We start from the raw sequence: 24,666 nt of genomic DNA on the forward strand, positions 1-24,666 counted from the left end.
AGTTAAATTTTTAAAAGAACAGGAGTTAAATTGAGGAGAGTAACAAATAAATTGCTCTCCATTTATTTCATTAGAGAAAGAAAATTTACTCTTCCTCTTCTCCTTCTTGCTTATCGCTTGGCTTTCTCATGAAGAAATATCAAACTGCGGCACCAATAATAGCCACCAGTGCAAAAGCACTTACTCATAATCAAGGATTTTTCATACGGAAAAAGCCTACATAAGGTTTTCCTTCTCGCTTTTCAATGGAAGTAAATAATCTAGTTTTAAATTTGTTAAGTTCACTAACGGTACTGAATTTTTCTAAGGCTTCACTTACTGATTTAACTTTCCTTAATTCAAGTTTTTCATAGTCTTTTTCTTTGCTGATAACTTGCTTGATGGCTTCCAATAACTCTTTTTCTTTAACTTCTGCTTCTTTGAGTTTAGCATCAATCTCTTCTTTAGCCTTGGCGTGGTCAACTTTGTCTCCATTACCAGTTGGTGGTTTCTTATCATCACCGCCAGTTGGTGGTTTCTTATCATCACCGCCAGTTGGTGGTTTCTTATCATCACCGCCAGTTGGTGGTTTCTTATCATCACCGCCAGTTGGTGGTTTCTTATCATCACCAGTTAATTCTTTTCTTTTGTTTTCTAAATCTTTAATTAAATTTTGGGTTGTGCTGTCAGTTGTTCACACGCTATTAGCCTGTGGATTAAGATTATTCTTTGGGAAATCTCTAACTCTTTCAAGAGCTTTATCAATTTTTTCCACAGTATCTAATTCGTTGATTTTAATGCTTGCTATAATAGCACTTAGGTCGCTTCTTGCTTGCCTTTCGTTTGCTTCTCTTCTTCTTCGTTCAGCTTCTTCTCTATCTCTATCTTTATTTGTTGGATCTTTTTTGTCTTTATCATCATCTTTTTTATCTTTATCTTTATATAATTTTTCTAGATGAATAAGTGCACGACTTATATAATTTGCTGAATCCGCTGCTCGGAAAGCACTTCCCAAATCACTTACTGCTCCGGCATTTTTTGCAATTTGTAAATCTGTATCTAAGTTATTTGCATTAGTGTCTCACTTGGTTAGATTATAGGCTTCTTGAGCAATTCTAAGAAGTCTTTGGGCTTCTTTTATTCGCGTAGCATTCGCTTTAGGATCACCATTAGCATGTAGATTGCCTCCAACTGCTATTCGGTCGAAAACACTATTTGCTACATTAGCAGTAACAGGTAGACTTCCGCCAGCATTCCACTGTTTATCATTATCATCGTATCCCTTAGCTCGGTCAATAAGCAATTGTGTTTTATTATTATTAATAATGTTTATTGAACCTCTAATTTGAGTTTTATTTGGACTTTTAGCAGCACTAATTTCTATGTCATTATTAGAAAGGCTAATATCACTCATTTCTCAGCCACTAGCAAAAATTCGTGCTAAAACTCGTAAAGCTTGCTGAGTTGTATAAGTTTGTCCTATTCGTCAATCTTCAATCGCAGGAGGAGCAACGACCGCTCCAGTATTAGCATTTATTTGTACACCAGCTTCATTTCCTGCTGCGTTAGCTTCTCTTAACTTTTCTAAAATTTCTCAAAATTCTTTAGCTTTTGCAATATGAGCACTGTTAACATTAACACCAGCAACACCACCTGGACCAACTTCTTGAGTTCGTATAGTGCCAGCACTGACTGCGGGATTACCACCACCTCCATTTTGAAGAGTGGTATGAACCGTGTCTTGAACCACAGCATAAACATTATTAGCTGTTGGAGTTACTAAGTTAGCATTAGCAACATTCCCTACAACATCAAGAACAGCAATTTCATAAGAACCTCTTAATACACCGCCCGCACCACGAGTTGGGTCAGGATTAAAGTTTGCATTAATTTGCATAGCACGCTGATTATTACCACCACCCGGACTAAATATGACGTGCTTAGCATCTCAACCAGCATTGTGCATTCAAGCTATTCGTACTGCTCATTGATTTATGCTTATTCCATTTACTACTCCACTATTCCTTAAATCATCATTATTAGCATGAGGAACAGACGCTGGATTAGTGTGATCTATCGCACTTGCATTACTTCCTCCATTAGCAGCATTAACTACTGCTCGTCCCTTACAATCAAAAAGTAAATTCAACCAATTTTTGGCTTGTTGAGGAGTAACATTTGTTCGCACTCGGTTAGCTTGAGGAATAGCATTCAAAGCAGTTTTTAATTCTCCTTCTCAGTTAGTATAATTATTTCTAGCTTCAATATCTCGTGTGCCGTCTTTGTTACCATCAGCAACACCCGCATAATCATTTGGCACAACCCTAAGGGTACTATTATTCGCAGCAAAGTTTACGAAATGTCAACCTTTTAGAGCAAGTTTAGCACAAACTACACCTGCTTCGTCAGAATTATATCGAGCAGCAACATTACCAACAAGTTGTGCATTTCGTCAGTCATCAACACTAGCATTAGTAGTATCTACATTGCCAATTTTAACGCCCAACATAGCATTTTGGGCAGAAGGACCTGCTGCTGACAAGTTAAGAGCTGCAACACCACCAGCTTCATCTGCATTTGTTATAACATGATTGTATCACCCATCAATTATTCTATTACCGTTTATATAGGCATTGCCACCACCAAATGTGGCATTTATTTGAATTAGTTTTCTAAGTTCGCTGTCATTACTACTATTTATCGTTCTAATAAAAGCATTTCCAAATTCTGCTAGTCCCATATTATTTCACCCCTCCTTTATTTTTTTGTCTAATACTTCGTTGGTTTATTTCCATATCAATTTTTTTCATATCTCAATTCATATATATTTATTTTTATAACGTTATGTAATTTTTTTTGTTTTAAAATCGGCGGAGAATTATTATTTGTTTTTTAATATAGTTGGTTGATAAATAAGAAGATACAAAAAATATAGAAATAAAGATTTATTAATAGACTAAAATTAAAACATATATTATCGTGCAGATCAAAAAATTAAGAAATTATTATATTATTCGTATTGAACCAGGTGACTCGTTTACGGCTAGTTTGGAAAAGTTTGCCCGAGATACCCAAATTGGTTTTGGTTGAGTCTCTTCAATTGGGGGAGGGCTCAAAGATGTGGAGTATGCTTTTTCAGTTGGTTTCAATACCGGTTATGAGCCTATAAAAAAAGTTGAAGGACCATTAGAATTATTAAATGCCATCGGATGTATTGCTTGGGACCATGATGATTTAAGTAAGCCAATGGTGCATTTACATGGCACTTTTATTGACCGGGAGATGGAAAGAGCCTTTGGTGGACATTTGCTGGAAGCCAAAGTAGTAGGTTTAACTATTGAAATAAAAGTAGAAGTTTTAAGCCAAGAAAAAATTACTCGTAAATTAGATACAAGAGTTAATGTAAAATTATTAGACCTCCCTGCTTATTCAGAAAAAAATCCTGGAGTTTCTCAATCAAACAATCCCAACAATAAAGATGGTTCTTCTTGACAGGTTATTCTGCCAGTAGGATTTATTATTATAGGATTAATAGCAATGATTTCTCTTCTCTTTATGAAGGAAAAGAAAACTAAAAAGAAATAAAAAAACATTAAAGATACTATAACAAGATATTTACACGCGTATAAGAACCTTTAAACTTTTTCATGATTTCAGTCTATAACTTATATTTTATGGTATACCAAAAAAATCTATATGTAGCTTACTGATAACTTATATATAGACTTAAAAAATAAGTATAATGGAAAATAATAAAGATTGAAGTGATATCCATGAGGATTTCGCTGAAATAAACACTGATGATGATTATGAAGAAGATAGTTATGAATACAAAACTTACCAGCAAATCTGAGAAGAGTTAGGCATCACCTATCAAGAAGCCCAAGAGTGAATCCAAGCTGGATTTAAACCAAAGAATATTGAAAAAATTCAAGCATGAAAGAGTCAAAATTTTCCTCCTCAAGAAGCTAAGCGGTGAATAGAATTAGGCTTTAGCGATCATTATTACGATGTCGATAAGGCTAATTCTTGAAAAGAGCAAGGATTTGATTTTCAACAAGCTAAGGAATGAATTCAAGCTGGTTGAGATCTAGACGATAGTCAAAAAGCTAAAGAATGAAGAGATCAAGGTTTTACTGCTCAAAAATCACAAGAATGAATAAAGGTAGATTTTGATTCTTATGATAAATATCTAATAGCTAGAAAATGAAATATCTTGGGATTTACTCCTCAACAAACTCAAGAATGATTAAAAGTTGGCTTAAACAAAGAAAATGCTCAATTTGCTAAATTTTTATTAAATAAAGGATATACGCCTAATAATTCTTTTCCCAATGAAGGCAAATTAAATGAATTAAAAGAAAGGTACCTAAAAGACACTAATGATTGAAGCGTTATTCACGAGAAATTTGTTGAATATCAACAAGAATGAGAAGAAAAAAATTTTAATCTAAAAGAAGTTCAAGAATGGATTAACATTGGCTTAAATCCATACGATAGCCTAGAAGCTAAACGATGAAAAGGTAAAGGATTTAGTCCTGAACAGGCTAAACTCTGGTTTAATCTAGATATAAACAAAACAGACTTTGGATTCGCCGATTGACTAGTTAAAGAAAAACAACTTAATCCTAAGAGAATCAAAAAAAAGGCTATTGAAGAATTAAGAAATTTGTATCTTTCTCCTTGAAACGAAATTGATAAAGATTTTGAAAAATATGATTATCGTCAACAATGAGAAGAGCATAATTTTACTTCTGAAAAGACTAAAGAATGAATTCAAGTTGGAATAATGAAAGATGAACCTGACTTTGTTTTCTATTTAATACAGCAAGGTTACACTCCTGATACTGTCGATAAAAATTTACTAAGAAACAAAATTTGATTAGATTGAAAGTATCCTTCTGAGATTAAAAAAGGGATTAAGGAACTAGATATTAGCAAAGAAAAATTAACAGGCTCTTTAAACTTTAACGATTTTGTGAATTTAGAAAAATTGGATTGTTCTAGTAATGGCTTTTTTAATGGAACTTTAAACTGCTTAACTTATGATGGCATTGATACTTTGGATATTAGTAATTGTGAAAAATTGGTTGAACTTAATTGCTCTGCGAATTTTTCGTTATCAAATTTATCTTTGCCTAAAAAAGGAGAGAAGCTAGCTAAAATAACAAATAGTTGTTCTGATTGTGGAGGTACAAGTAATTTTCTTAATGATTTATCAATATTTAGTCATTTAGAAAACTTAGAAGAACTTGATTTAGGCTATAATTTGCTTTTTGCAGGTAGTTTAGAACCTTTGAAGAATTTAACTAAATTAAAGCATTTAGATATTTACAAAACTGACATAGATTCGGGCTTAGAATATTTATCTGATAGTTTAGAGTATTTTGATTGCAAAAATACTAAATTAGAAGAAATTTGGGAACTTTCTTGAGATCAGGGAGATAATAACAGCAGGATTCGAAGATGAAAAACTGAATTACCAAAAAAACAAATAGCTGCCCGCTTAATCTTTAATTTCTGAAAAGCTAAAAAAAAATACCAGCAATTAAAAGAAGATTTTCAAACTAGAAGACAAACTATCGAAATCACCACTCAAACTGAACTCACCAGCCAAAACATTACTCAAACTCAACAACAATTAACTCTTCTCCAACAGGAACAAACTCAACTCCAAGAAGCCAAACAAACTGCCATTAGCCAACTCGAAGCTCAACTTTCCCAAACTACTACCAAATATCTCCAAAGTCAAAGACAACTAACTGAACTACAAAATCAAATATTCACTTTAGAACAAGAATTAACTGCTAAACAAGCTCTTTTTCAGCAACTAGAACAAGAAAAAGCCGAAAAAGAAACTCAATTACAAACCCTCCAAACTCTTAAACCTAATGCTGAAGAACAAGCTAAAATTAGTCAGTTAGAAAAGGAACTTACTGAGCTAAGTAAAAAACTAAAACTAGAAACTAACATCAAAGGTCAATTACGAAAGGAATTAGAAGATAAACGCAATCAAATTGCTGAACTAGAAACTGAGTTGGAAGAAAAAGACGAGCGGTTAGTTTCCTTGAAAAATAAACAACAAGAACTAGTAGCTGTAGAAAAAGAATTTACTAAGCAACTTCTTCAAGGCAAAGGCAGCACCGCTAAAATCCGCAAAGAAAAAGAAACTAAAGAGCAAGCAATGAATGAAGAAATGGCTAAGCTAGAAAAAGAATTAAAAGTCTTAAAAGAGACTCTTAGCCAAACCTTAACTAGCGAAGCGAGAAGTCAACAATTGCAAACCGAGAATACCAAACTTAAAGAAGAAAATCAAAAACTCCTTAATCTTTATAATAACCTTTGAGAACAAGTTGTTAATAAACAAGAAACTAACCAAGAAGCAAAAATCATCCAAACCCAACCTTTTCTTGGTTCAAGTAAAGGAGGCAATAATTAATACTCTCTCTCTCTCTCTCTGTAAAGGAGGTTATTCATGAATAAAAATAAATGTATCAAATGTGAAAACAATGCTTCTTACCACGATAAACTAGGACAAGTTTACTGTGAAACTTGCTACTGAGAAAAAGACGAAGCAACCAAACAACTAGCTAAAAACAGGTCTTGGAAAACTTATGATTCTGCTCCTGATACCTTTATTAAATGTCCTTATTGCTTTTGTGGAGATACCTGTGGCTATGCAGGAGGAGGAAGAAAAGGAATAGATTGTATTGGTCAACACAATGACTTTTTCCACCCAGAAGGAAATTGCTCTACTTGCTCTGAAGCAGAACAAAACCGAAAAGAAAAACAGAGAGAACAAGCAAAAGAAACCGAAAGAAAACAGCTAGAAAAAAAATATGAAGAATATGGTCGGCAAATGGATGAACTAGGAGATAAACTAGATAAACAAACATTTACTTATGAAGATTATCGTCAATTTAAACAACTTCTGAAAAACTTAGAAAAGCTAACTAAAGAGTGTGAAAGAAAAGAGGAATACAGTATTCACGCTGATATCTTGAAAGATATTCTAAAAACCTGAGAAAAAGATATTCCTGAACAAGTGAAAACCAATTATCAAACAAAAAAAACTGGAGATGCTAAGTATTGTAGTCACAGAAATATCTCTTGAGATAACTCTTTTGAGCTTTTTAAAGAAAAACCCGAAAAAGAACCCTATTGTTTAGACTGTGGAGAAAATGAAGATAAAAAGTTTACTGAAACTTTCCAAAAGTGATATTGTAGAAAAGTTGAGAAATGATTAATTAGTAAAAGATTAAGCAGATATCATTTTTATGATTTTCTAGAACAAAGAAGTTATCATGGTAATTGACAAGACTTAAAAAGAGGAAAATTCTTTGATAACATAAAAGAACAATTGTCTATTTTTAAGCCAATGATGAATTATATTGAAAAATCTTGCTTAGAATTTGCTCAACAAGAAGAAAACAAAAAGGATAAGATATTTGACAACAAATACAGAGAGAGAGAGAGAGAGGTATTTTATAGAAAAAATTTTTTGTGTATAAAAATAAATGTATATATGAAAATTATGAAAAAAAATTATTCCATAAATAGTGAAAATATTTTGAAAGGAGTTATAAAATAATAATATATGAATAATGAAAGAGAAATAACTGAAGAAACAAGAAAAGAAATTGAAAGAAACGACCAAAGAATATATCAATTAAATGATTATAATAATGACATTAGTGATAAACTAGAACAAAAAAACGTTGAAGACAAGCAAAAACAAGCAAAAACTCTAGAAAAAGAAATCGAAGTATTAAATAAGGATTTAGATGATGCTGAATCGATTAATGAAAGTATTAAAACAAAACTTGATTCTTATGCATCGATGACTGGTGGAAGTGGTGCACCACAAGAAATTTATAAAGTTTTCATTCCAGGTGGTAGTGATTTAAGATTAAATTATTTTCAATTAAACAATATTGCAAAACAAATGAATGCTTATTTTTCTCGTCTTGATAATCCTTTTTTAGATTCTTACAATGCTGCCCAGAGAGAAGAATTAGTTCGTAGTATTCTTGATATTCCAACTACCACTGTTGTTCCTAGTACTCCTAGTAATGTAATAACTGTTAATAATAGTACTGATCCAAATTGAAGAAAAAAAGAACCACAACCGGGAAAAATAACCGAACCAACTTACCAAAGTTATGAATGATTTCAACGTTGATGGGAATTTCTTCGTAATTATGCCCGCAAGGAATTAGTTTGAGGTCCTTATGAAGAAATAAAAGATTGTAAAATTGTTATTACAATGCAGCAAGGCACTTATAATGGGTCAAAGGTTTCCATTAGAAATAGTATTGAATTTGCGGCAAACAAAGGAGGAGAGAGTAAAATATATGGTTCATGATTTGATGATTATCTTCCTAAAAAAAGGAATGATACTAGTGCAAAAGCTCCTTACATGTTTATCGTAGGTGGTCATGGACCTTCTGCTATGGATTTAGGAATAAAGTGTGTCGATCATATTTCTTTTAGTGCTGCGGATTGAATTTGTCTTTTTAATGAAGAATTTTTCCCTACTGACACATTAGGCAAAAATCTTTTAATTAATGAAAATCTTGCTTCCAATGGTACTAATTATAAAGTAGGTCCAGATGCTTGAAGAGATACCAATACTTATGCTGCTCTGCACACTTCCTACTATACTTTAATTAATGGGAGAAGTGATAACTTTGAAGCCAAAAATTACAAAGTTCATGGACTTCCTGATGATAATGATGCATCTAGTAATTATATAGAAGTAAAAATTGGTGATGAACCTTATAAGTTTGAAAATGTTATTGCTCCAGGTCTTAGAGGAATGATAGATTTATCTCATGATATTTTTGATAAAAATGGAATTAAAAATGAATTTTATAAAAATGAGCCAATAATATCTTTACAAAGTTGCAATATAGCAAATAGTAAAAGTGGTTTACCTACTAATGGAAAGCCTCCTTCTTTTTTCACTATGAGAAAGATTGATGTTTCTTTTAATAAAGGTGAAATACAAGCTTTTGTAGATGTTAACGAAAAAAGAGATGAAATAAAAGAAAAACAAAGAAAAATTAATGATATTAATATTGAATATTACACAAAGGAAGAAAGAGTTTTGTTAGAACAAAGAAGATTAAATGAACAAGAAATAAAAAAACTCCAAGCTCGGAATGCTGAACTAACATACGGCGATGAAAAAAGATTACGAGAACGGGTGGTAAGACTTTCCGGCAATGTTAAAACTTTCTTGTCAAGATCACCAGTAACTAAGAGAACTTGAAGTTGATACGAAAATTATGAAAAAGAAGTTGGAAGACTCCAAGAAGTATTAAGACAACGATTAAAAGAAGATAATAAATGAGAAGACAATGACAAGAAATACACTGATTTTAAGTTAACGGATCCGGCTATTGAGTCCTATTTTGTTAAAAACGCTGATAAAGATGAGACCAAAAGTGCATTGGCTGGCATCAGAGAAGCTTGGGAAAAATATGATAACACTGATAACAGTAACAAAGGATTAAAACAAAGACTTGAAGATTCACGGTCTAAATTATATGTTCTTCTCGGTCGGGAAAAAATTACTAATGAAAAAGATGTAGATAAGTGACTGGAAAACATGGATAATAATAAAAACAAAATCGTTAAGGATGCTCTTGGTTATTTAGACAAAATGAACGAGTTAATCACTCTCAGTGAAAATGAATTGGCTATTCGGGAAAAACTTAAAGGTGCGAAACTTGCTGTCATGAATTTAGAGGCTACTCTGCGAGAAATCTTAAAAGACGGAAATCGTTACAATTCAAGAATTTTAGCGGCTTGACAAGGGGCTGGTTATGGTGAAGGAAACGATTTTTACGACTTAATTACCTATAAAAATGATTTGCGAACTGATGAGAATTTTAAAACTTGAATGAAAGAAGATAAAAAAGGCGGACCTAAATATAAAAACGACAGTCTTAGTGAATGAATTGCGGAGAAAAGTCTTACTACTGACCTAAAAAGTGATCTTTTAGGCTACATTTTAAAATATCGTTTGAATCAGTACATTGAAGCAAGTACCGATGACCGAAAAGATTACAAAAATGAAGTTGTGCTAAGCTGAATCAATAAATTAAGAGAGTGTAATTTATCTATCGACGATTTTGTTGATATTAATGGTGGTGATAACCGAAAGGGTGATGCTGTCTTGAATGACTTCCTTCGCCGACTGGCTAAAAAACCTGGAGACGCCATGGGCTTAGATTCTAAAAATGATGCTGAATACCGAATCATTCAAAGATGAGTAAATCAGAATTATAAAGAGGAAACATTAAAAAGTTTAAAAGACGGAATAGATGAAGAATTCTTGAAAGCCGAAGGTAAAGACATCAAAAGCATTTGAAACGCTGAACCTAAAGAAATACATAAAAAAGTTCGTAATTACCAAATTAATAAGGAAGGAATAACTAGTGAAGAAGAAGTTAAAAAAATTACTGCCAAAGATAAGGAAAAATTAGAAAGAGTAATTGGTTGATTAGATGATTTGATTAACAATAATCTTGCTACTGAAGAGCAAAAAACTCTTAGACAACAAGCAAATTCTCATTTGGCTACTTTAACAACTGAAACTACTCCACCGGGAGGCACAAAACCACCAACTGGTGAAGAAGAAGACAAAAAACCACCAACTACTGGTGAAGGAGATAAAAAGCCAGAAGATGGCAAAGAACAAGAACCACCCAAAAAAGGATTACCTGGTTGGGCTTGGGTACTTATTATTGTAGGTATTGTAGCAATCGTCGGTGGTTTAATTTGATACTTAACAAGTGGTAAAAAAGGTGGTGAAGAAGAAGAGGGAGTAACTGAGCCTGAAGCTGAGAAATAAACAGAAAATGAAAAGAGAAAGAAAATTATGGATGCAAAAATAAGAAAATTAGAATTAGAAAAAGAAATAGCAAGAGCAGAAAGGGAAAGAGACCGCAGTTTAAAGTGGTTTTTTGTTAACCTTTTTGCATTTCTATTAGCAGTGGCTATTGCGTGAGCAATTTTATGGTTCATGCCAATATTAATTGCTAAAATGTCAAAAAAGGCTTTAGACGCTAATGGAGTTATTAAAAAGCCATTACCATACGCAGATAAAATACGCATGGATTATATTAAGTGAGGAATGTTCGTTTTTGTTTTCGCTTGAGTTACAACCTGAATATTCTGAGCTCTTTTTAGATTCCGTAAATGAACAAGTTACCAACATAGAATTGATGCTCTTCGAGAAGAATTAGCGAAACTAGAAAAAGAGAAATAACATTTAAGCAGTTATTTCTTCCTTGCGTTTGTAAAGGTCTAATGCTGATCGGTTAACCTTATTCTCAAAATGGCTAAGAGAAATAATTTATCCTCCAAATCCAGTAAAAAGGCATAAAAATATGAATGAGTTTTTAGTACTACAAATTTTTTTATAGTTTCTAATAACTTATTTTTATCATTATAAGCATCCTAATGATTTCAACAAAAACTTTTTAAATCTTTCTCATTTAAAAATTCAACAATTTTCGGGGCATAAGTTTGTTAATGTGTTCTTTTCTCGATATTGAAATGTCGAATCAACAACGTTAATCAACTTAAAAGAATAAAATGCTATAAGAAGTGCTGCTAAAAGGTTAATATAACAAAATTAGCATAGCAACTGATAGTCAAGAAACTCTTTAATGTTATTTACAAAGTGCGAAATTAGCTTCCGTTTTTAAACTTTAATGCCTTGTGTTTAAATATCCCCATTTAAAGAATAAGGAGACTTTTATAGATAAACTTTTAAATAGTTAAGTATTATTATTAATAATAGTAAAATTAACTAGCAACGCAAAACAATACAATAAATAATTAAAAAAATATGCAAATAAACATAATTAATCAAAAACAAGAAATAGTGGGCAATTTGCCTTTAAATCCAGAACTTTGACAGTCACCTTATTCGGCTCATACTGTTTCCTTAGTCATTCGTAGTTATTTGGCTAATCAAAGACAAGCAACTAGCAAAGTAAAAAACCGAGGAGAAGTAAAAGGAAGCACTAGAAAAATATATCGACAAAAAGGAACTGGTGGAGCTCGCCATGGTTCTCGTTATGCTCCTCAATTTCGTGGTGGAGGTATATCATTTGGACCTACTGGTCAAGAAAATTACCGTTGCCAAGTTAACAAAAAAGTAAAAAAAAAAGCCTTCCAATCAGTGTTAAGTAAAAAAAACGCAAAGGGAGAAATAATGATTATTGACAAAATAAATCTTTCTGAATACAAAACAAGAGAAGCCAGTAACTTGCTTGCTCAATTAAAATTAAACGACAAAAAAATCTTGATTATTTTCTCTACGCAAGAAAGTAAAAATGAAGAAGCAAAAAGGGCATTTCATAATTTGCCAAAAGTAGAAATGACTAATAGTAAACTAATTAATATTTACGCAATGATAAATCGTTCAACTCTACTTTTTACACAAGATGCTTTTAATGAAATAGAAGAAAAATTAAAGCATAATTAAAAAGAACTTTTACATGTCCGCTGAACTAGAAAATGAGTTAAAAATTTTTTTTAAAGATTTAGAATGAAGAGGAATTATTTCAAATCATGCTAATTTAGAAAATTTTTATCACTTAAAACCAGAGGAGAAAGTAATTTACTTAGGAATAGATTGCACTGGAGAAAGCCTTCATATCGGTCATCTGTTTCAACTTATTCAAACTATTCGCTTTGCCAAGGAAGGCTTTACAATTTTATTAGTTTTAGGAGGAGCAACCAGCAAAATTGGCGACCCCAGTGATAAAGAAGTAGAAAGAAAACGACTGGAAACTGAACAGTTAAATAACTACTATCATAAAATAAAAAACCAAGTTACTCGTCTTGTAATTCGTTCTCCTTTGACGAAAACTGCGACTGAAATTGCCAAAAAAACCAAACTGGCGCCACTCGAACTATTTTATGCCGATAAACCAAATTTGTTAAAAGATATTTACAAAATATTTAAAATTAGTATGGAGGATGAAAAAGAAAAAAAATGAGAAAAATATTTGAATTATATTTGGCCTCTACAAGATAACAAGTTTAAAATATTAAACAATAATGATTGACTGAGCAAAATAAGTTTTATTGACTTTATTGATAAAGTGGGACGAAAAATTAGAGTTAATAATTTGATAAAAAAAGAGTTTGTTAAAAAAAGAATAGACTCAGAAGTTGGTTTATCTTTTTTGGAGTTTAGTTATTCACTCTTGCAAGCCTACGACTTTTGGCATCTTTACCAAAACTATAATTGTCATGGCCAACTAGGAGGCAGCGACCAGTGAGGCAATTTAACTGTTGGTCTAGAATTAATTGAAAAGTTTTATCCGGGAGGGAAAACTAAGATTTTCGCTTTTAATTTTAATTTGCTAACTGACAAAGAAGGAAACAAATTATCAAAAAGCGAAAATAACGGAGTAAGTTTAAATAACTCTCGCCATGAATTCTTTGACTTTTTCCGCAATATGACTGATGAACAAGCCGAAATGTACCTTAAACAATTTACTTTTTTAAGCCAACAGCAGATTGATGAATTACTGAAGTTAAATAATCCAAAGAAATTAAGAATACCCCAAAGAATTCTGTTAGAATTAGAATGATTTCTTAATTATGGAGAAATATTAAACGAGAGAAATTAATACATAAATAATCACTGACCAATTAAATAAGCAAGTAGATTTTAATTTGGGTAAAGGTAATTTATATATGACACAAAATACTACATTCACGAGGAAAATAGCGACAACATAGTTCTCGCAGTTGTGTATAAAATTTATGTAAAAAGAGCAGATAGGGCTATTAATATCATATAAATTACCAAAGAAATATTTAAAAATAATTTATACAAAATGGCAGGACATTCCCACTCAGCAAATGTTAAATGAAGAAAAGACCGGCAAGCCCAGGTCCGCGGTCAAGAACACCAAAGGATAAGGAGAGAAATTGAACTTTTGCTTCGCCAAGAAGGGAAAATTTCTGAAAAAGCTTTAATTCTTGCTCGCGAGCATAGTTTTCCCAAAGAAAAAGTATATAAAATCTGGGAAAAGTGAAAACAAAAAAAAGACAAGGCTGACGATTATTTTGGTAAACTATATCAAGCTCCTTTTGAAATTGTTCTTTATTGTGAAGGAAAAGATGAAGAAAAAAAAACGGAGACCATTAATTCTTTAAGCAAAGAACTAAAATGAAAAGAAATAAACAAAAACAGTTTACTTTATTATTTTCGTAAAGTTAGTTTTTGGGAATTAGAAAGCAGAAACAAGACTGTTAAACTGGAAGAGTACTTGTTAACAACCTTGCCTTCTGAAATAATTAATAAAATTGAACAAATAGAAACAAGCAATGAACAAGTAAAAATTATCTTTATGGAAAAAGAAATTGGTGAAGCAATAGAAAATTGCCTTTTTGGGAAAGATTTTTGTTTTATTAAAAGCAAAAAAAAGATTTGGCAACCACTAGTTTTTCAAGAATTAGCCAGCCAAGAAGCTCAAGAGTATGCCCAAAAATTAAAACAAAGATTAAAACAAAACCAAGGTAAATTTAACTTTGCAATTAATATAAGTTAAACAGGGCTGTAGTTTAGCGGCTAAAATTCACCGTTGATACCGGTGCGAGGGTGGTTCGATTCCACCCAGCCCTACCATATTTAAAGCAATTTACGAACAATTTTTTCTGATTTTTTTTTAGCAAACAATAATCAAAAATAAGCAAGAAATAAAAGTCCCAAGAGCGATGTTATTTTTACTAAATTCTAGACGATAAACAAAACTGAGAATACAAAAAGTATAATTTTTATTTCTTAACAATAAAGAACTACAAAAAACTATATAAATGAATGAAGAATATTTGCGAACCTGTCGTTTAGTGCTTGAAAAAGGGCAAAAGAAAAAAAACCGCACCGGTATTGGCACTATTTCTTACTTTGGCACTAAAATGGAGTTTGATTTAAAGAAAGGATTTCCGCTTTTAACTACCAAAAAAATTCCTTTTCGTTTAATAGTCCATGAATTATTGTGATTTATCAAAGGAGACACTAATATTAAGTATTTGGTGGACAATAATGTAAATATTTGAAATGATTGAGCCTTTGAAAAATACAAAGCAAAAATAATTGAGAACCCAAGAATTAAAGTGGTAAAAAAGCCTTCACCACATTTTTTAAGAATAAAAAAATTACTACAAGCCGAAAAAAAACTATTTAAAAAACTGGTCAGAAAACCATCTATTAATGAAATAGCAAAAGAATTAAAAAAAAGCAAAAAATGAATTTTAGATACTGACAAATTGCATTTAAATATATATGTTGAAAAAATTAAAAAAGACCAAAAATTTGCTAAAAAATACGGTGATTTAGGTCCAATTTACGGTAAGCAGTGACGAAATTTTAATGGAGTAGACCAATTAAAGTCATTAATTGAAAATTTAAAAAATAATCCGTTTTCTCGCCGACACATTTTGACAGCCTGAAACCCTAATGAATTAGAAAAAATGGCTTTGCCACCTTGCCATTTACTTTGCCAATTTGAAGTTTCTCCTGATTATCGCTTATCTTGTTTGCTTTATCAAAGAAGTGGTGATTTATTTTTAGGAGTTCCTTTTAATATTGCTTCTTATTCTTTATTAACTATGATGTTAGCACAGGTTTGCGGCTACAAGGCAGGGAAATTTGTCCATGTTATTGGTGATGCCCATCTTTATTTGAACCATTTAAAGCAAATTAGAATTCAACTTGCCCGTCAACCAAAAATTTTGTCCCAGGTAGAATTAAATCCTCAAATTATTTCTATTTTTGATTTTACTATTCAAGATATTATTTTAAAAAATTATCACTCTTGGCCAACAATTAGGGGAGAAGTAGCTGTTTAATTGATGATGAAGTTAATTACCACGATTAGAATTTAGACTGATTACTTAAAATAGGGTATTGAATACTGAACAAATAAAAAACATCTCCACTACAATTACAATGATTTAAGATAACGTTAAAACACTGTTTTTACATTATATCTTCTTAGGCTTTCCCTAAAAAGGTGTAGTAAACAAAATTAATATTATCCTTAGGATTTATCTCTTATTTTTTTCTTTTTAAAATCTTCTTCTATTTGTTCTAGATTTTTTCTTAGGCTTAGGTTCTCTAACGGCTATATCTCTAGTATCTTTTCATTCAATGTCAGTAATGGTAACCTTAATAATCATTTGCTTATTAAAGGTAAAAGGGATTAAAAGCAAATAAGTTCATTGTCATTCTCGGTCGATTTGGCTGTATTCTTTGTCGAGAAGTTTGAACCATGTCTTGGCCATTAAATAAGTTTTAATTCCTAAGTCCTGATTGCTCCCAATTTTTTTAATGGTTCGTTCTTAAATAATTTAGTGGCATAAGTCACTAATCTATCAAAAGTAAAAAGGGTTAATGCGATAATATAAAATGTCTTCTGTTTCAGGCAAAGTTAGTCCTATTTGTTGAGTTACTTCTTTATCTTTCTCAATTACTATTCCAAGTATTTGCCTTCATTAGCTACTAATACTTTATCAGGACTATCAAAACCAATCACAAATTTTCCTTTACTTTGGATACTCCCAATTATTCTTTTTACTTTTTTTCAACTGTCAATATGATAAACAATTTCATTCGGTAATAATTCCTTTGACAAAATAGGAATGTGAAATCCTCGTTTAGTTTCAACATAGCAAACCCGAATTCTTTTTAAAAGCAAGACGATTTTCTTTCTTAATTGCCCTTTTAATCAATTTGGAAATTTCTCTTGTTCGATATCCACATCCAAAAAAGATAAAAACTTGCGACCAATCCTTTTTCCTCCTCTGATACTTCATTGCTTATAGGTTTCGAGTAATCGCTTCTTGTTTAACCACTCCTTAAAATTAGCATAAGTTCAATACTTTTTAACTGGCTGACATTTACTATTTTTGGTTAATACAGTAGCCAAGCGAACAAACCCTTTATCCAAACACTCCTCCAATATTTCCCTCCTAGTTCTCTTTCTATTTTGTTTTGGGGGAAAAAAAAACTTCTTTATTATTTTTCTTAGATGCTATATTATGCGTGCCTGTGAAAGATTTTTTGTTAACAACACTAAAAGGAGAAAAATAGTCAGCAATTAGTCTCCGCATTCTCATGTAATCCTTGCTGTATTCTTTTCTTGTGGGATTAGTTTGATAATAATCTCGTCAATAGTTTTCCCTGTGGCGGTCTTTTTTTGTTTTCCTCGAAAGGGTGATTTTATTTTGACTAGTTAAAGCGGTTTCCATAATTGCTAACTCAATAGACCAGCCAGCCGAGGAAACCGCTTTCCAAATCTGACTGGACTAGTCTGTTCAATTAACAATCACAGATTATATATTATATTTTTAAACTACTACATCAATAATTTCATCATCATCTAGTTTCTTTTTTTTGCGAGCAGGCTTTCCTACTTGTCCTATTTTATATTCTTTTTTTTCTTTTTCTATTCAAATAAAGATTTCTCCTTTTTCATTTGTTCTAGTAGGATAACCTAAGCCTTTTATTAATTGTAAAGTTAAGTCGTTTTGATTTTTTACTTGTCAAATTTTATTCATGTTTTATCTACAATTAAGTTTTAAGTTTTAAATTAATGTTTATATTTTATGCAGCACAAATTGTTTTGTTGATATTTCTCGATTTAAAATATTAGTTAACTATTTCTCGGATTTTTTCTAAAAAATAACTTTCTTTTGAAATCTGTTCAGTATAGTTATTAATTATCTTTTCCAAAAGTGGATAATTTTTTTGAATTCTTTTTCATACAGTTTCATCAGGTAGATAGTAAAAAACAGAGCATTCCTTTAAATAATACAGATGCACCAACTCAAACACGAATCCAAACGGTAACAGCAGTTCCACCTAACCATGCAAATCATTTAGCAGTTAACAAGTATTATTCAGCAGGCTTGGCTTTGTTAACAGGGTTTTTATTTGTTTAAAATTTACTTCCAATATCCCCTCTTCACATACTCATTAAACAAATACTTCTTTCTAGTAGGCATGTTTTCTAAATATTACCTTATGCGAAATTATTTTCCGCTTTTATAGTTTAGTTTTACATTTAATTTATCTCGACAGTGTCGAAAAGTTTCAGTCAAATTTTTCTGCTTCAAATCTTTTATAGCCTGTTTAATGACACTTTTCACTTTTTCTTCAGTTCGAGGTCGTTCTTTTTTAATGTAATCCTTAATATTATTGATAAAAAGTTCGGCTGGATTTATCATAGGAGCTCGAGGAGGCAAGTATTCCAGTATTATTCTTTTTTTAACTGCTAATTCTTTAATCGGAAGCCGACCAGCTTTTATACAAACTTTAGTGGCACGATGGATTGTGGCATTGTCTAAAAGAACATGACACTCTTTATTACTCGGGAACTCAATACTAGCTAAAAAGTCATGAAAGTCTACTGCTTTGGTTCCATTTTTAGTAGTTTCTTTCTTTTTACTATTCTTTTTTTTCCGTTTTTTCCTAACATTTTTAATTGGTTTATAACTAACTTTGATTTTAGACCGCCCTGCTATATTTTGAACACAAAGGATAACGCTGTAGTAATCTCCTTTCTCTCCTGGTTGAATAACTTCTACTGGACAGCCTTTGCGAGAAAGAGCAGAACGAGGAACTTCATTTGAATAAAAACCAAATTCATCTAAAGCAAAACAGTATGGATAAGAATAAAGTCAATATTTTTCTCTAATGAATTGCTTGGCTCTTTTTATGTCTAATTCAGAATATCGTTTGCTTGCTCGTTTGTAAGTTTGATTTTCTCTTGTTAAAGCTCGGGAAATAGTTGACTGATGTAATTCTAGACCTATTTTTTGATATTCTTTGACTATTTCTTGTTGAGTTTTTATACTCTTATCTTCTTTAGATTTAGTGAAATTTCTCAAAAGTTTCAAATTATAGCCTATAATTTTTCGTTTGCGACCTCTTTTTTTAAGTTTTCTACTAGGTAATTTTGCTTTTTTCTCTAAATTCCTGATAGTTCGTTCATCTACATAAAAAACTTTGGTAGCTAATAACTTTTGAGTAATGCCTAGTTTTCGCAACCTAGCTACTAGTTGAGGAGTAGGTTTTATTCGCTCCTCATCAAGGTTGTTTTTTATTTCCTCAACATTTTCTTTCAGTTCTTTTCGTAATTTAATTGAAGCCTCTAGTTCTTCTGCTTTCCGAAATTCTTCAGCAGTTTTAAAAACTTCTTGGTCGAAGTCTTGATAAAATTTTTGTTTTTGCTCATCTTCACAGAGTTCTAGCTTTCCAGGCAGACTAGGAAAATAATCTACTTTTTCTTTGTGATAAAAACTACCCTCTTCGCCTGTTTGAAGATTAAGAAAATCATACTGCCAAAATTGTTTGCTTTCAGTTTTTGTTTCTCTGATGATTTTGGCAAGATACTCCATAGATTAGTTTATATATATTATTTTACAAAGTAAAATAAGAAAAGTGTTATTTATTTTCTCAAATGCTCTCTAAAAACCTTTGTTCTTTCTTTTTCAATAAACTAATACTTCTCTTTTGATAACTAATTATTTCTTGTTCTTCTTTCCAATCTTTAACCAATTTCATTTGAACTTCCAAAGTAGGCAAAGGAATCAAATAATTTTCTATAAATCCTTGTTTTAATCTTTGTCTGCCAGTAGTTCCTGTCATGTGTTTTTTGCCCTCTTCTAAAAAATTAGAATTTCGTAAGCAATAATAAACTCATTCAATTAAAATTCCTGGTTTGGCTCGCAAAACAATAAATTCGGTAGAGCCAAAACCAATGTCATTTTTTAAATCTTTGGCAATACTCATTTTACCATTTTCAAAGCACGGAGTAATTTTAGCAATTAGTAAATCATTTTCGGCAAAGTAAGTATAACCTTTGCGAACTTCTTCTATTTGCTTTGTTTTTCGTGGGTAAACTCATAAAGAATATTCTTCACAATCTTCCATTGGCAAAAAAGATACTTCTAGGTTCTGCTTGCTTTTTACTTCTAATTTAGAAGGATTTATTAAGCAAACATTCTTAATTTTCTTGATTTCACAAGAGAGAGAGAGAGAGAGAGAGAGAGAGAGAGAGAGAGAGGAATTTAGGTCATCGATGGTTTTTTGAGCATTTTTGATATTTTCCTTAATTTTGTTTAGTTGGTTGATGGATTTTTCCTGTTCTTTTAATGATGGAATAGGCACAAGAAATTTTTTTAAAATGTCTAATCGCAAGCTTTGAATTGTAGTACCAAAAGTTTTGGCTAGCAAGAATTTTTCCATCTGTGGTGTTCGACAAACGGCTAATAAGTATTCGGGCAAGATTTTATCTTTTCATTCTTCTTTAATTCTAATAACTGCTATTCCCATGCTTCAAGCAATTCCTCTTTCGGCTGTTTCAGGAAAAAGAGCCACCTTTCCTAAATATGTGCCTGAAAAACTCATAATGATATCTCCTGCTTGTAGTTCATATTTTTTTAATTGTTGGTATTTTTCTTCTGTAATATAACGATTTCCTAGTGAAAAATCATCATTAGTAGCATGACTAGATTGGTAAACTTTGGCAAAGCCTTTGTTAATAAATTCTTCTTTTTTTGGTTCGAAACAACCTCGCCAAGCGACAGCAATTTCTGATAAAGAAACATATTCTTTTCCTTCTTGTTCGTTAGGAGAAAGAAGAACAGGAGGCTCAGCCAAAAGATTATATTTATCATCTTTGATGTCTTGGTAGTAAATTTTAGTAAATAAAGGCGAAACCGCTTCTGCTTCTTCTTTTATTACTCTTTTTTCATAAGAAGAAACTAATATATCCCAGTCATTAGCTCCCTCAATTCTTTTCCGTTGTTTATCTAAAGTAAAGCCATCGTTTTTAATTTGGTAATAATAAAAATAGTCTTTGGTCTTTTTTTTCTTTTCAATGATGATGACCGAGCTTTTGGCTCCTGTGTAAGGTTCAAAAATATGTTGAGGTAAAGAAATAATGGCTTGAATAGAATAATTGTCTACAATTTCTTTCCTAGTAGTTTGATATTTTTTATACTTTTTGTTAGTAAAAAAATTTTCGGGCATAATCATAGCTACTTTTCCACCGGATTTACATGCTCTTAAACAATGTTGAATAGCTAAACAATCACCATAATCACAAACTATTTTATATTTGTTGCCATAATCTTTTTCTTTTAACCCAAAAGGAATATTAGTGATTATCAAATCATATTTGTTATCAATAGGATACTGAAAGCTATTTATTTGTTGAATATTATTATGTCCATCTCCAAACAAAATCATATTCATTTTAGCGGTTCTAGCAATAGTAGTTATTTCATTGCCATGAAAACATTCTTTTAATTTTTCTTTTTCACTAGGATTGGTTTGTTTGCTAACATGTTTAAAACATTCAATAAGCATTCCGCCAGTGCCACAAAAAGGGTCGTAAATTTTATCCTTAAAGCGAGGTTGTAAAATACTTGCCAAATTCCTAATAACATGTCGAGGGGTAAAATATTCCCCTAAATCGTTATTTTTTTGTCCTGAATAGGCTCGGAGAAAATATTCAAAAGCATCTCCTTTAATGTCACTATCAACTTCTACTAAAGATAAAGGATTGAGTTTAGCAACAATTTCTTCAATTACTTTAACACTTTTAATTTTACTAATCGAAAATAGTTCTTCTTCTTGATACTTTTTTCTAAAGGCTCCCAAAGCACCATCAATTCGACTCTTTAAATTATCTCCTTTTTCTTTTGCCCAAGAATTTCACAAATGTATTTTTTCAACAATAGGTTTTTCTTTAATTTCCTCCATCTCACTAATTATCTTTAAAAAAAGAATGTTAGCAAATTCCGAAAAGCGTTCATCTTTTCGTAATCCATCTTCTCTTAATAAATCATTAGCTTCTCCGAAAATTTTAATTAATCCTTGGCGGTCTACAATAACTTTGTCTTCTTTAGTAATTAAACGAGGTTGTTCAATGAACTTTAAGGCGTCTTCTTCACTAAATAATTCTCTTACTTCATCGCCATCACGAGTTAAAGTTTGTTCGAGATTAACATGAAAGCATTTAGTTATTTCATCGGTTGTGGCAATTACCAAAGGTGCTTTAATATCTTTCGCATAACTAATTCCTTGTTCTAATGCTTCAGCAATGTTTTCGTTTGGTCTTTTTGTTTCAATAATGATAAGCGGATTAGTAGTTCCTGATTGGTAAAGAGTGTAATCCGCTCGTTTGCCTTTCATTTTTTTCTTTTGCTCTTTAGTAGCAGGTTGTTGTTTGTAAACATTACGACAGCCATGATGAGGGTCAAGAATTCAACCCAATTCTTTTAATTTATCATTAGTAATTGTTTCAATGTCACTTTCATTAAATGGGTTTTTTATCATCTTGCCTTTAATTAATTTTTTGACTTATGAGGATTTAGTAGATTATGAATGTTTTTTTAAAAAACAATTATAGAAAGGTTAATCATGAATAAAAAAATAAGCAACGAAAAAATGAATAAATCATGTCCTCAATGCGGAAAAGTTTTTTTAGTTTATAAAGAGGAAGAAAAAGAACTTGCTCGGAAAATAGGAAATATTCTCAATAGTCATAAGGGAGTCTATGAAAAAAAACTAGCTCTATTTAATCTTTGAAAAAATTTAGAAGTAGGAGAAGTAGAACCTAACGAAAGAAAAAGAATTGATACTTTATTGTTAGGCAAAGTTTATAATGAACTAGCTAGGCAAAATCTTCGTGAATATAAAAAATTAGCCACTATTGAGCTTAACAAACCCGAATAGTTTAAGATGTTGAAATCAGCTAAATATTTTTTGTTGAAAGCGGAAAATAATTTCGCATAAGGTAATAGTTGGCCAAGCATTCTCCACATAAAACTTTTTGTGGAATATTTATTATCCAAATCTACTTTCATTAACTCAATTTGAAGTTCCCTAGTTTCACTGACACTACCGGCTGATTCTTTAAACACTTCCTCAAAATTATTGTTTTTGTTAAATAGCACATTCGCTAATGTTGTTTTTCCATTTCCTGTGCGACCAATTAATAATATATTTCTTACCACAATTTTTTACCCTTTCGATTTTTTTACAAACTTATTTATTCCCTCTTAGCAACAAATCAACTTGCTTAATTTGGGCTTGAGTCTGCTGTTCTTGAATTTGAAGATCATCTAACTGTTGCTCTAAACTTTTATCTTTCTCGTGCGAAGAACCACTAAATAGACAATCTCAAACTTCTTTTGATTCTTGAGGCAGTTTTTTAAATCACTCTTCGGCTTCCAACTCACCTTTTAATCGTTTAATTTCATTATCGACTGCTTGGTAATTAGTTGGGATTTTTCCTTGTAAGTTATTAACATAAATATTAGTCAAATCAGTGACTATCTGGTCATCTTTGCTTAATTCCTGACTAGCCATTTGCTTAATAAATGTTGCTAAAATTTCATTTTTATAAAATATATTTTCTACAACTTCAACTAATCCTTCAACGCCCGGTTTAATATCAGTAAAACGATGCACGTATCCTTTTTCTACTGCTTCATCTTCCAAAGATAGATAATTTCATCCGTCCAAAGAGTTCGTAGTCCCCTTAATTGCCTTTGTTTCATGATCATAATAATCACGACTATTTTCTTTTCCTAGTTTAGGCTGTCAGGTAACCATATGTAGAATATCATACTTGTACTTTTCGCACATTTCTTCAGGCTTTAATCTTCGGTAAAGTAAAGAATTATAATCTAGATGGCTAAATACAGTATGAAAATATTTAATAAAATCAGCGGCATAGAAATCTTTATATGGTGAAATAAGCATTTCCTGTCCGGGAACTGTATCTAGATAACTTTGGATGAAAAGATATTTTCCTTTGGTTTCCGGATTAAAAAGATGTTTTTCAATCCAATCTCGATTTTCATACATTTTTTTATCTTTAATGGCTCTAACCGGATCTCTATATTTAGTATAAGAAGTATTATTTTCTCCCTCAATTTTTCCCTCAGTAATAGGAAATTCTTGAAGAACTGGATAGTCAACAAAGTCTTCTTCACCTGATCCATAAGCAAACTCTACTCTCGGAAACTGCTGGTGAAACTTCCATCACCGCTTAAATCATTCGTAAGAATGAGTTTTTGGCTCGGTTATTCCTTTTTCTTTATTTACTTGCGGATCATTCTCTTCCCATTTCTCATCTTTTTCTCGATTAGTAGCGTCCACACTTTCCAAAATTTCTTCTCGAGAAAGAGATTTATTACCAAGAATGCTAGTAACTAATTTAACTTTTTCGTCATCCGAAAATCCGGTGTCAGGAAAAGGACAATCAAAATGAGCAAAGATGATATTAATTTGCCTAATTAAATTATTTAGAGTACCGGTATTTACCCTCTTTTTCTGCTCTTCGCGGGGAACTGAAACTAATAGTATATCATCGCCTTTTGCTTCTTCAGTCAATTCAAAAGAACGATAATTTCCATACTTAGAAATTTCTATAAGTTTTTCCTTAATTTGCTCTTTTTTAGTTAGTTCTTGTTCGAGTTTTTTTAAATTTTCATTATTTTCTAATTCTTGATTCACTTCTTTTAAGTGAGCAATTATTTTTTCTACCTTTTTCATAACATATATATTTTTACACCAAAAATTTTTTTTTATAATAATTTGGTTCACCAAATTTATAAATTTTTCTTTTT

General features: G+C 31.3%; 18 protein-coding genes and 1 tRNA gene. 11 read left to right on the forward strand and 8 right to left on the reverse strand.

From position 1 onward, the window contains the following. Positions 1–85 precede the first annotated feature (85 nt). Entirely contained in the window at positions 86–2,719 is a 2,634-nt protein-coding gene (locus tag GvMRE_RS05890) for a hypothetical protein (RefSeq protein WP_147410317.1), read from the reverse strand. Positions 2,720–2,958: 239 nt separating this feature from the next. Between GvMRE_RS05890 and GvMRE_RS05895 the strand changes: the two genes are divergently transcribed. The 10 genes from GvMRE_RS05895 to thyA all read left to right on the forward strand — a co-directional run bounded on the left by GvMRE_RS05895 (position 2,959) and on the right by thyA (position 15,867). Then, complete coding sequence (locus tag GvMRE_RS05895) at positions 2,959–3,564, forward strand: PPC domain-containing DNA-binding protein (protein WP_172575288.1); 606 nt, start codon at positions 2,959–2,961, stop codon at positions 3,562–3,564. A gap of 157 nt (positions 3,565–3,721) precedes the next feature. Next, positions 3,722–6,418 (forward strand): leucine-rich repeat domain-containing protein, encoded by a 2,697-nt coding sequence (locus GvMRE_RS05900; protein ID WP_147410319.1) that lies wholly within the window; start codon positions 3,722–3,724, stop codon positions 6,416–6,418. Positions 6,419–6,454: 36 nt separating this feature from the next. Beyond that, on the forward strand, positions 6,455–7,570 hold the full coding sequence (locus GvMRE_RS05905; protein WP_147410320.1) for a hypothetical protein: 1,116 nt from the start codon (positions 6,455–6,457) through the stop codon (positions 7,568–7,570). 6 nt (positions 7,571–7,576) lie between these two features. Beyond that, positions 7,577–10,840: a hypothetical protein gene (locus GvMRE_RS05910; protein ID WP_147410321.1), complete on the forward strand. Its 3,264-nt coding sequence runs from the start codon at positions 7,577–7,579 to the stop codon at positions 10,838–10,840. A 27-nt stretch (positions 10,841–10,867) separates the two neighbouring features. Then, a complete protein-coding gene (locus tag GvMRE_RS05915) occupies positions 10,868–11,257 on the forward strand; it encodes a hypothetical protein (RefSeq protein ID WP_147410322.1) in 390 nt (129 codons plus the stop codon). Between the two features lie 585 nt (positions 11,258–11,842). Continuing rightward, positions 11,843–12,484, forward strand: coding sequence for a 50S ribosomal protein L4 (rplD, locus tag GvMRE_RS05920; RefSeq protein ID WP_147410323.1), 642 nt, complete (start codon positions 11,843–11,845; stop codon positions 12,482–12,484). A gap of 13 nt (positions 12,485–12,497) precedes the next feature. Continuing rightward, on the forward strand, positions 12,498–13,640 hold the full coding sequence (gene tyrS, locus GvMRE_RS05925) for a tyrosine--tRNA ligase (protein WP_147410324.1): 1,143 nt from the start codon (positions 12,498–12,500) through the stop codon (positions 13,638–13,640). A 210-nt stretch (positions 13,641–13,850) separates the two neighbouring features. Next, positions 13,851–14,567 carry a YebC/PmpR family DNA-binding transcriptional regulator gene (locus GvMRE_RS05930; RefSeq protein WP_147410325.1) on the forward strand — a complete coding sequence of 239 codons (717 nt, stop codon included), beginning with the start codon at positions 13,851–13,853 and terminating at the stop codon, positions 14,565–14,567. Positions 14,568–14,569: 2 nt separating this feature from the next. Further along, positions 14,570–14,644, forward strand: a tRNA-Ile gene (locus GvMRE_RS05935). A 188-nt stretch (positions 14,645–14,832) separates the two neighbouring features. Further along, complete coding sequence (thyA, locus tag GvMRE_RS05945; protein ID WP_216361627.1) at positions 14,833–15,867, forward strand: thymidylate synthase; 1,035 nt, start codon at positions 14,833–14,835, stop codon at positions 15,865–15,867. A gap of 219 nt (positions 15,868–16,086) precedes the next feature. Here the strand turns inward: thyA and GvMRE_RS05950 are convergent, their stop codons facing one another. The 6 genes from GvMRE_RS05950 to GvMRE_RS05975 all read right to left on the reverse strand — a co-directional run bounded on the left by GvMRE_RS05950 (position 16,087) and on the right by GvMRE_RS05975 (position 22,366). Continuing rightward, positions 16,087–16,302 (reverse strand): hypothetical protein, encoded by a 216-nt coding sequence (locus GvMRE_RS05950; protein ID WP_147410326.1) that lies wholly within the window; start codon positions 16,300–16,302, stop codon positions 16,087–16,089. A 188-nt stretch (positions 16,303–16,490) separates the two neighbouring features. Beyond that, positions 16,491–16,979: a hypothetical protein gene (locus GvMRE_RS05955; protein ID WP_147410327.1), complete on the reverse strand. Its 489-nt coding sequence runs from the start codon at positions 16,977–16,979 to the stop codon at positions 16,491–16,493. Between the two features lie 22 nt (positions 16,980–17,001). Then, positions 17,002–17,268 carry a hypothetical protein gene (locus tag GvMRE_RS05960; RefSeq protein ID WP_147410328.1) on the reverse strand — a complete coding sequence of 89 codons (267 nt, stop codon included), beginning with the start codon at positions 17,266–17,268 and terminating at the stop codon, positions 17,002–17,004. 99 nt (positions 17,269–17,367) lie between these two features. After that, a complete protein-coding gene (locus GvMRE_RS05965; RefSeq protein WP_147410329.1) occupies positions 17,368–17,577 on the reverse strand; it encodes a hypothetical protein in 210 nt (69 codons plus the stop codon). 474 nt (positions 17,578–18,051) lie between these two features. Beyond that, positions 18,052–19,419, reverse strand: a complete 1,368-nt coding sequence (locus tag GvMRE_RS05970) for a transposase (RefSeq protein ID WP_147410330.1) — start codon at positions 19,417–19,419, stop codon at positions 18,052–18,054. A 46-nt stretch (positions 19,420–19,465) separates the two neighbouring features. Next, on the reverse strand, positions 19,466–22,366 hold the full coding sequence (locus tag GvMRE_RS05975) for an N-6 DNA methylase (protein WP_147410331.1): 2,901 nt from the start codon (positions 22,364–22,366) through the stop codon (positions 19,466–19,468). A gap of 84 nt (positions 22,367–22,450) precedes the next feature. Between GvMRE_RS05975 and GvMRE_RS05980 the strand changes: the two genes are divergently transcribed. Further along, positions 22,451–22,765: a hypothetical protein gene (locus GvMRE_RS05980; RefSeq protein ID WP_147410332.1), complete on the forward strand. Its 315-nt coding sequence runs from the start codon at positions 22,451–22,453 to the stop codon at positions 22,763–22,765. 312 nt (positions 22,766–23,077) lie between these two features. Here GvMRE_RS05980 and GvMRE_RS05985 read toward each other — a convergent pair whose 3' ends face one another. Continuing rightward, on the reverse strand, positions 23,078–24,592 hold the full coding sequence (locus GvMRE_RS05985; protein ID WP_147410333.1) for a hypothetical protein: 1,515 nt from the start codon (positions 24,590–24,592) through the stop codon (positions 23,078–23,080). Positions 24,593–24,666: the final 74 nt, after the last annotated feature.

The sequence above is a fragment of the endosymbiont GvMRE of Glomus versiforme genome (assembly GCF_003546845.1).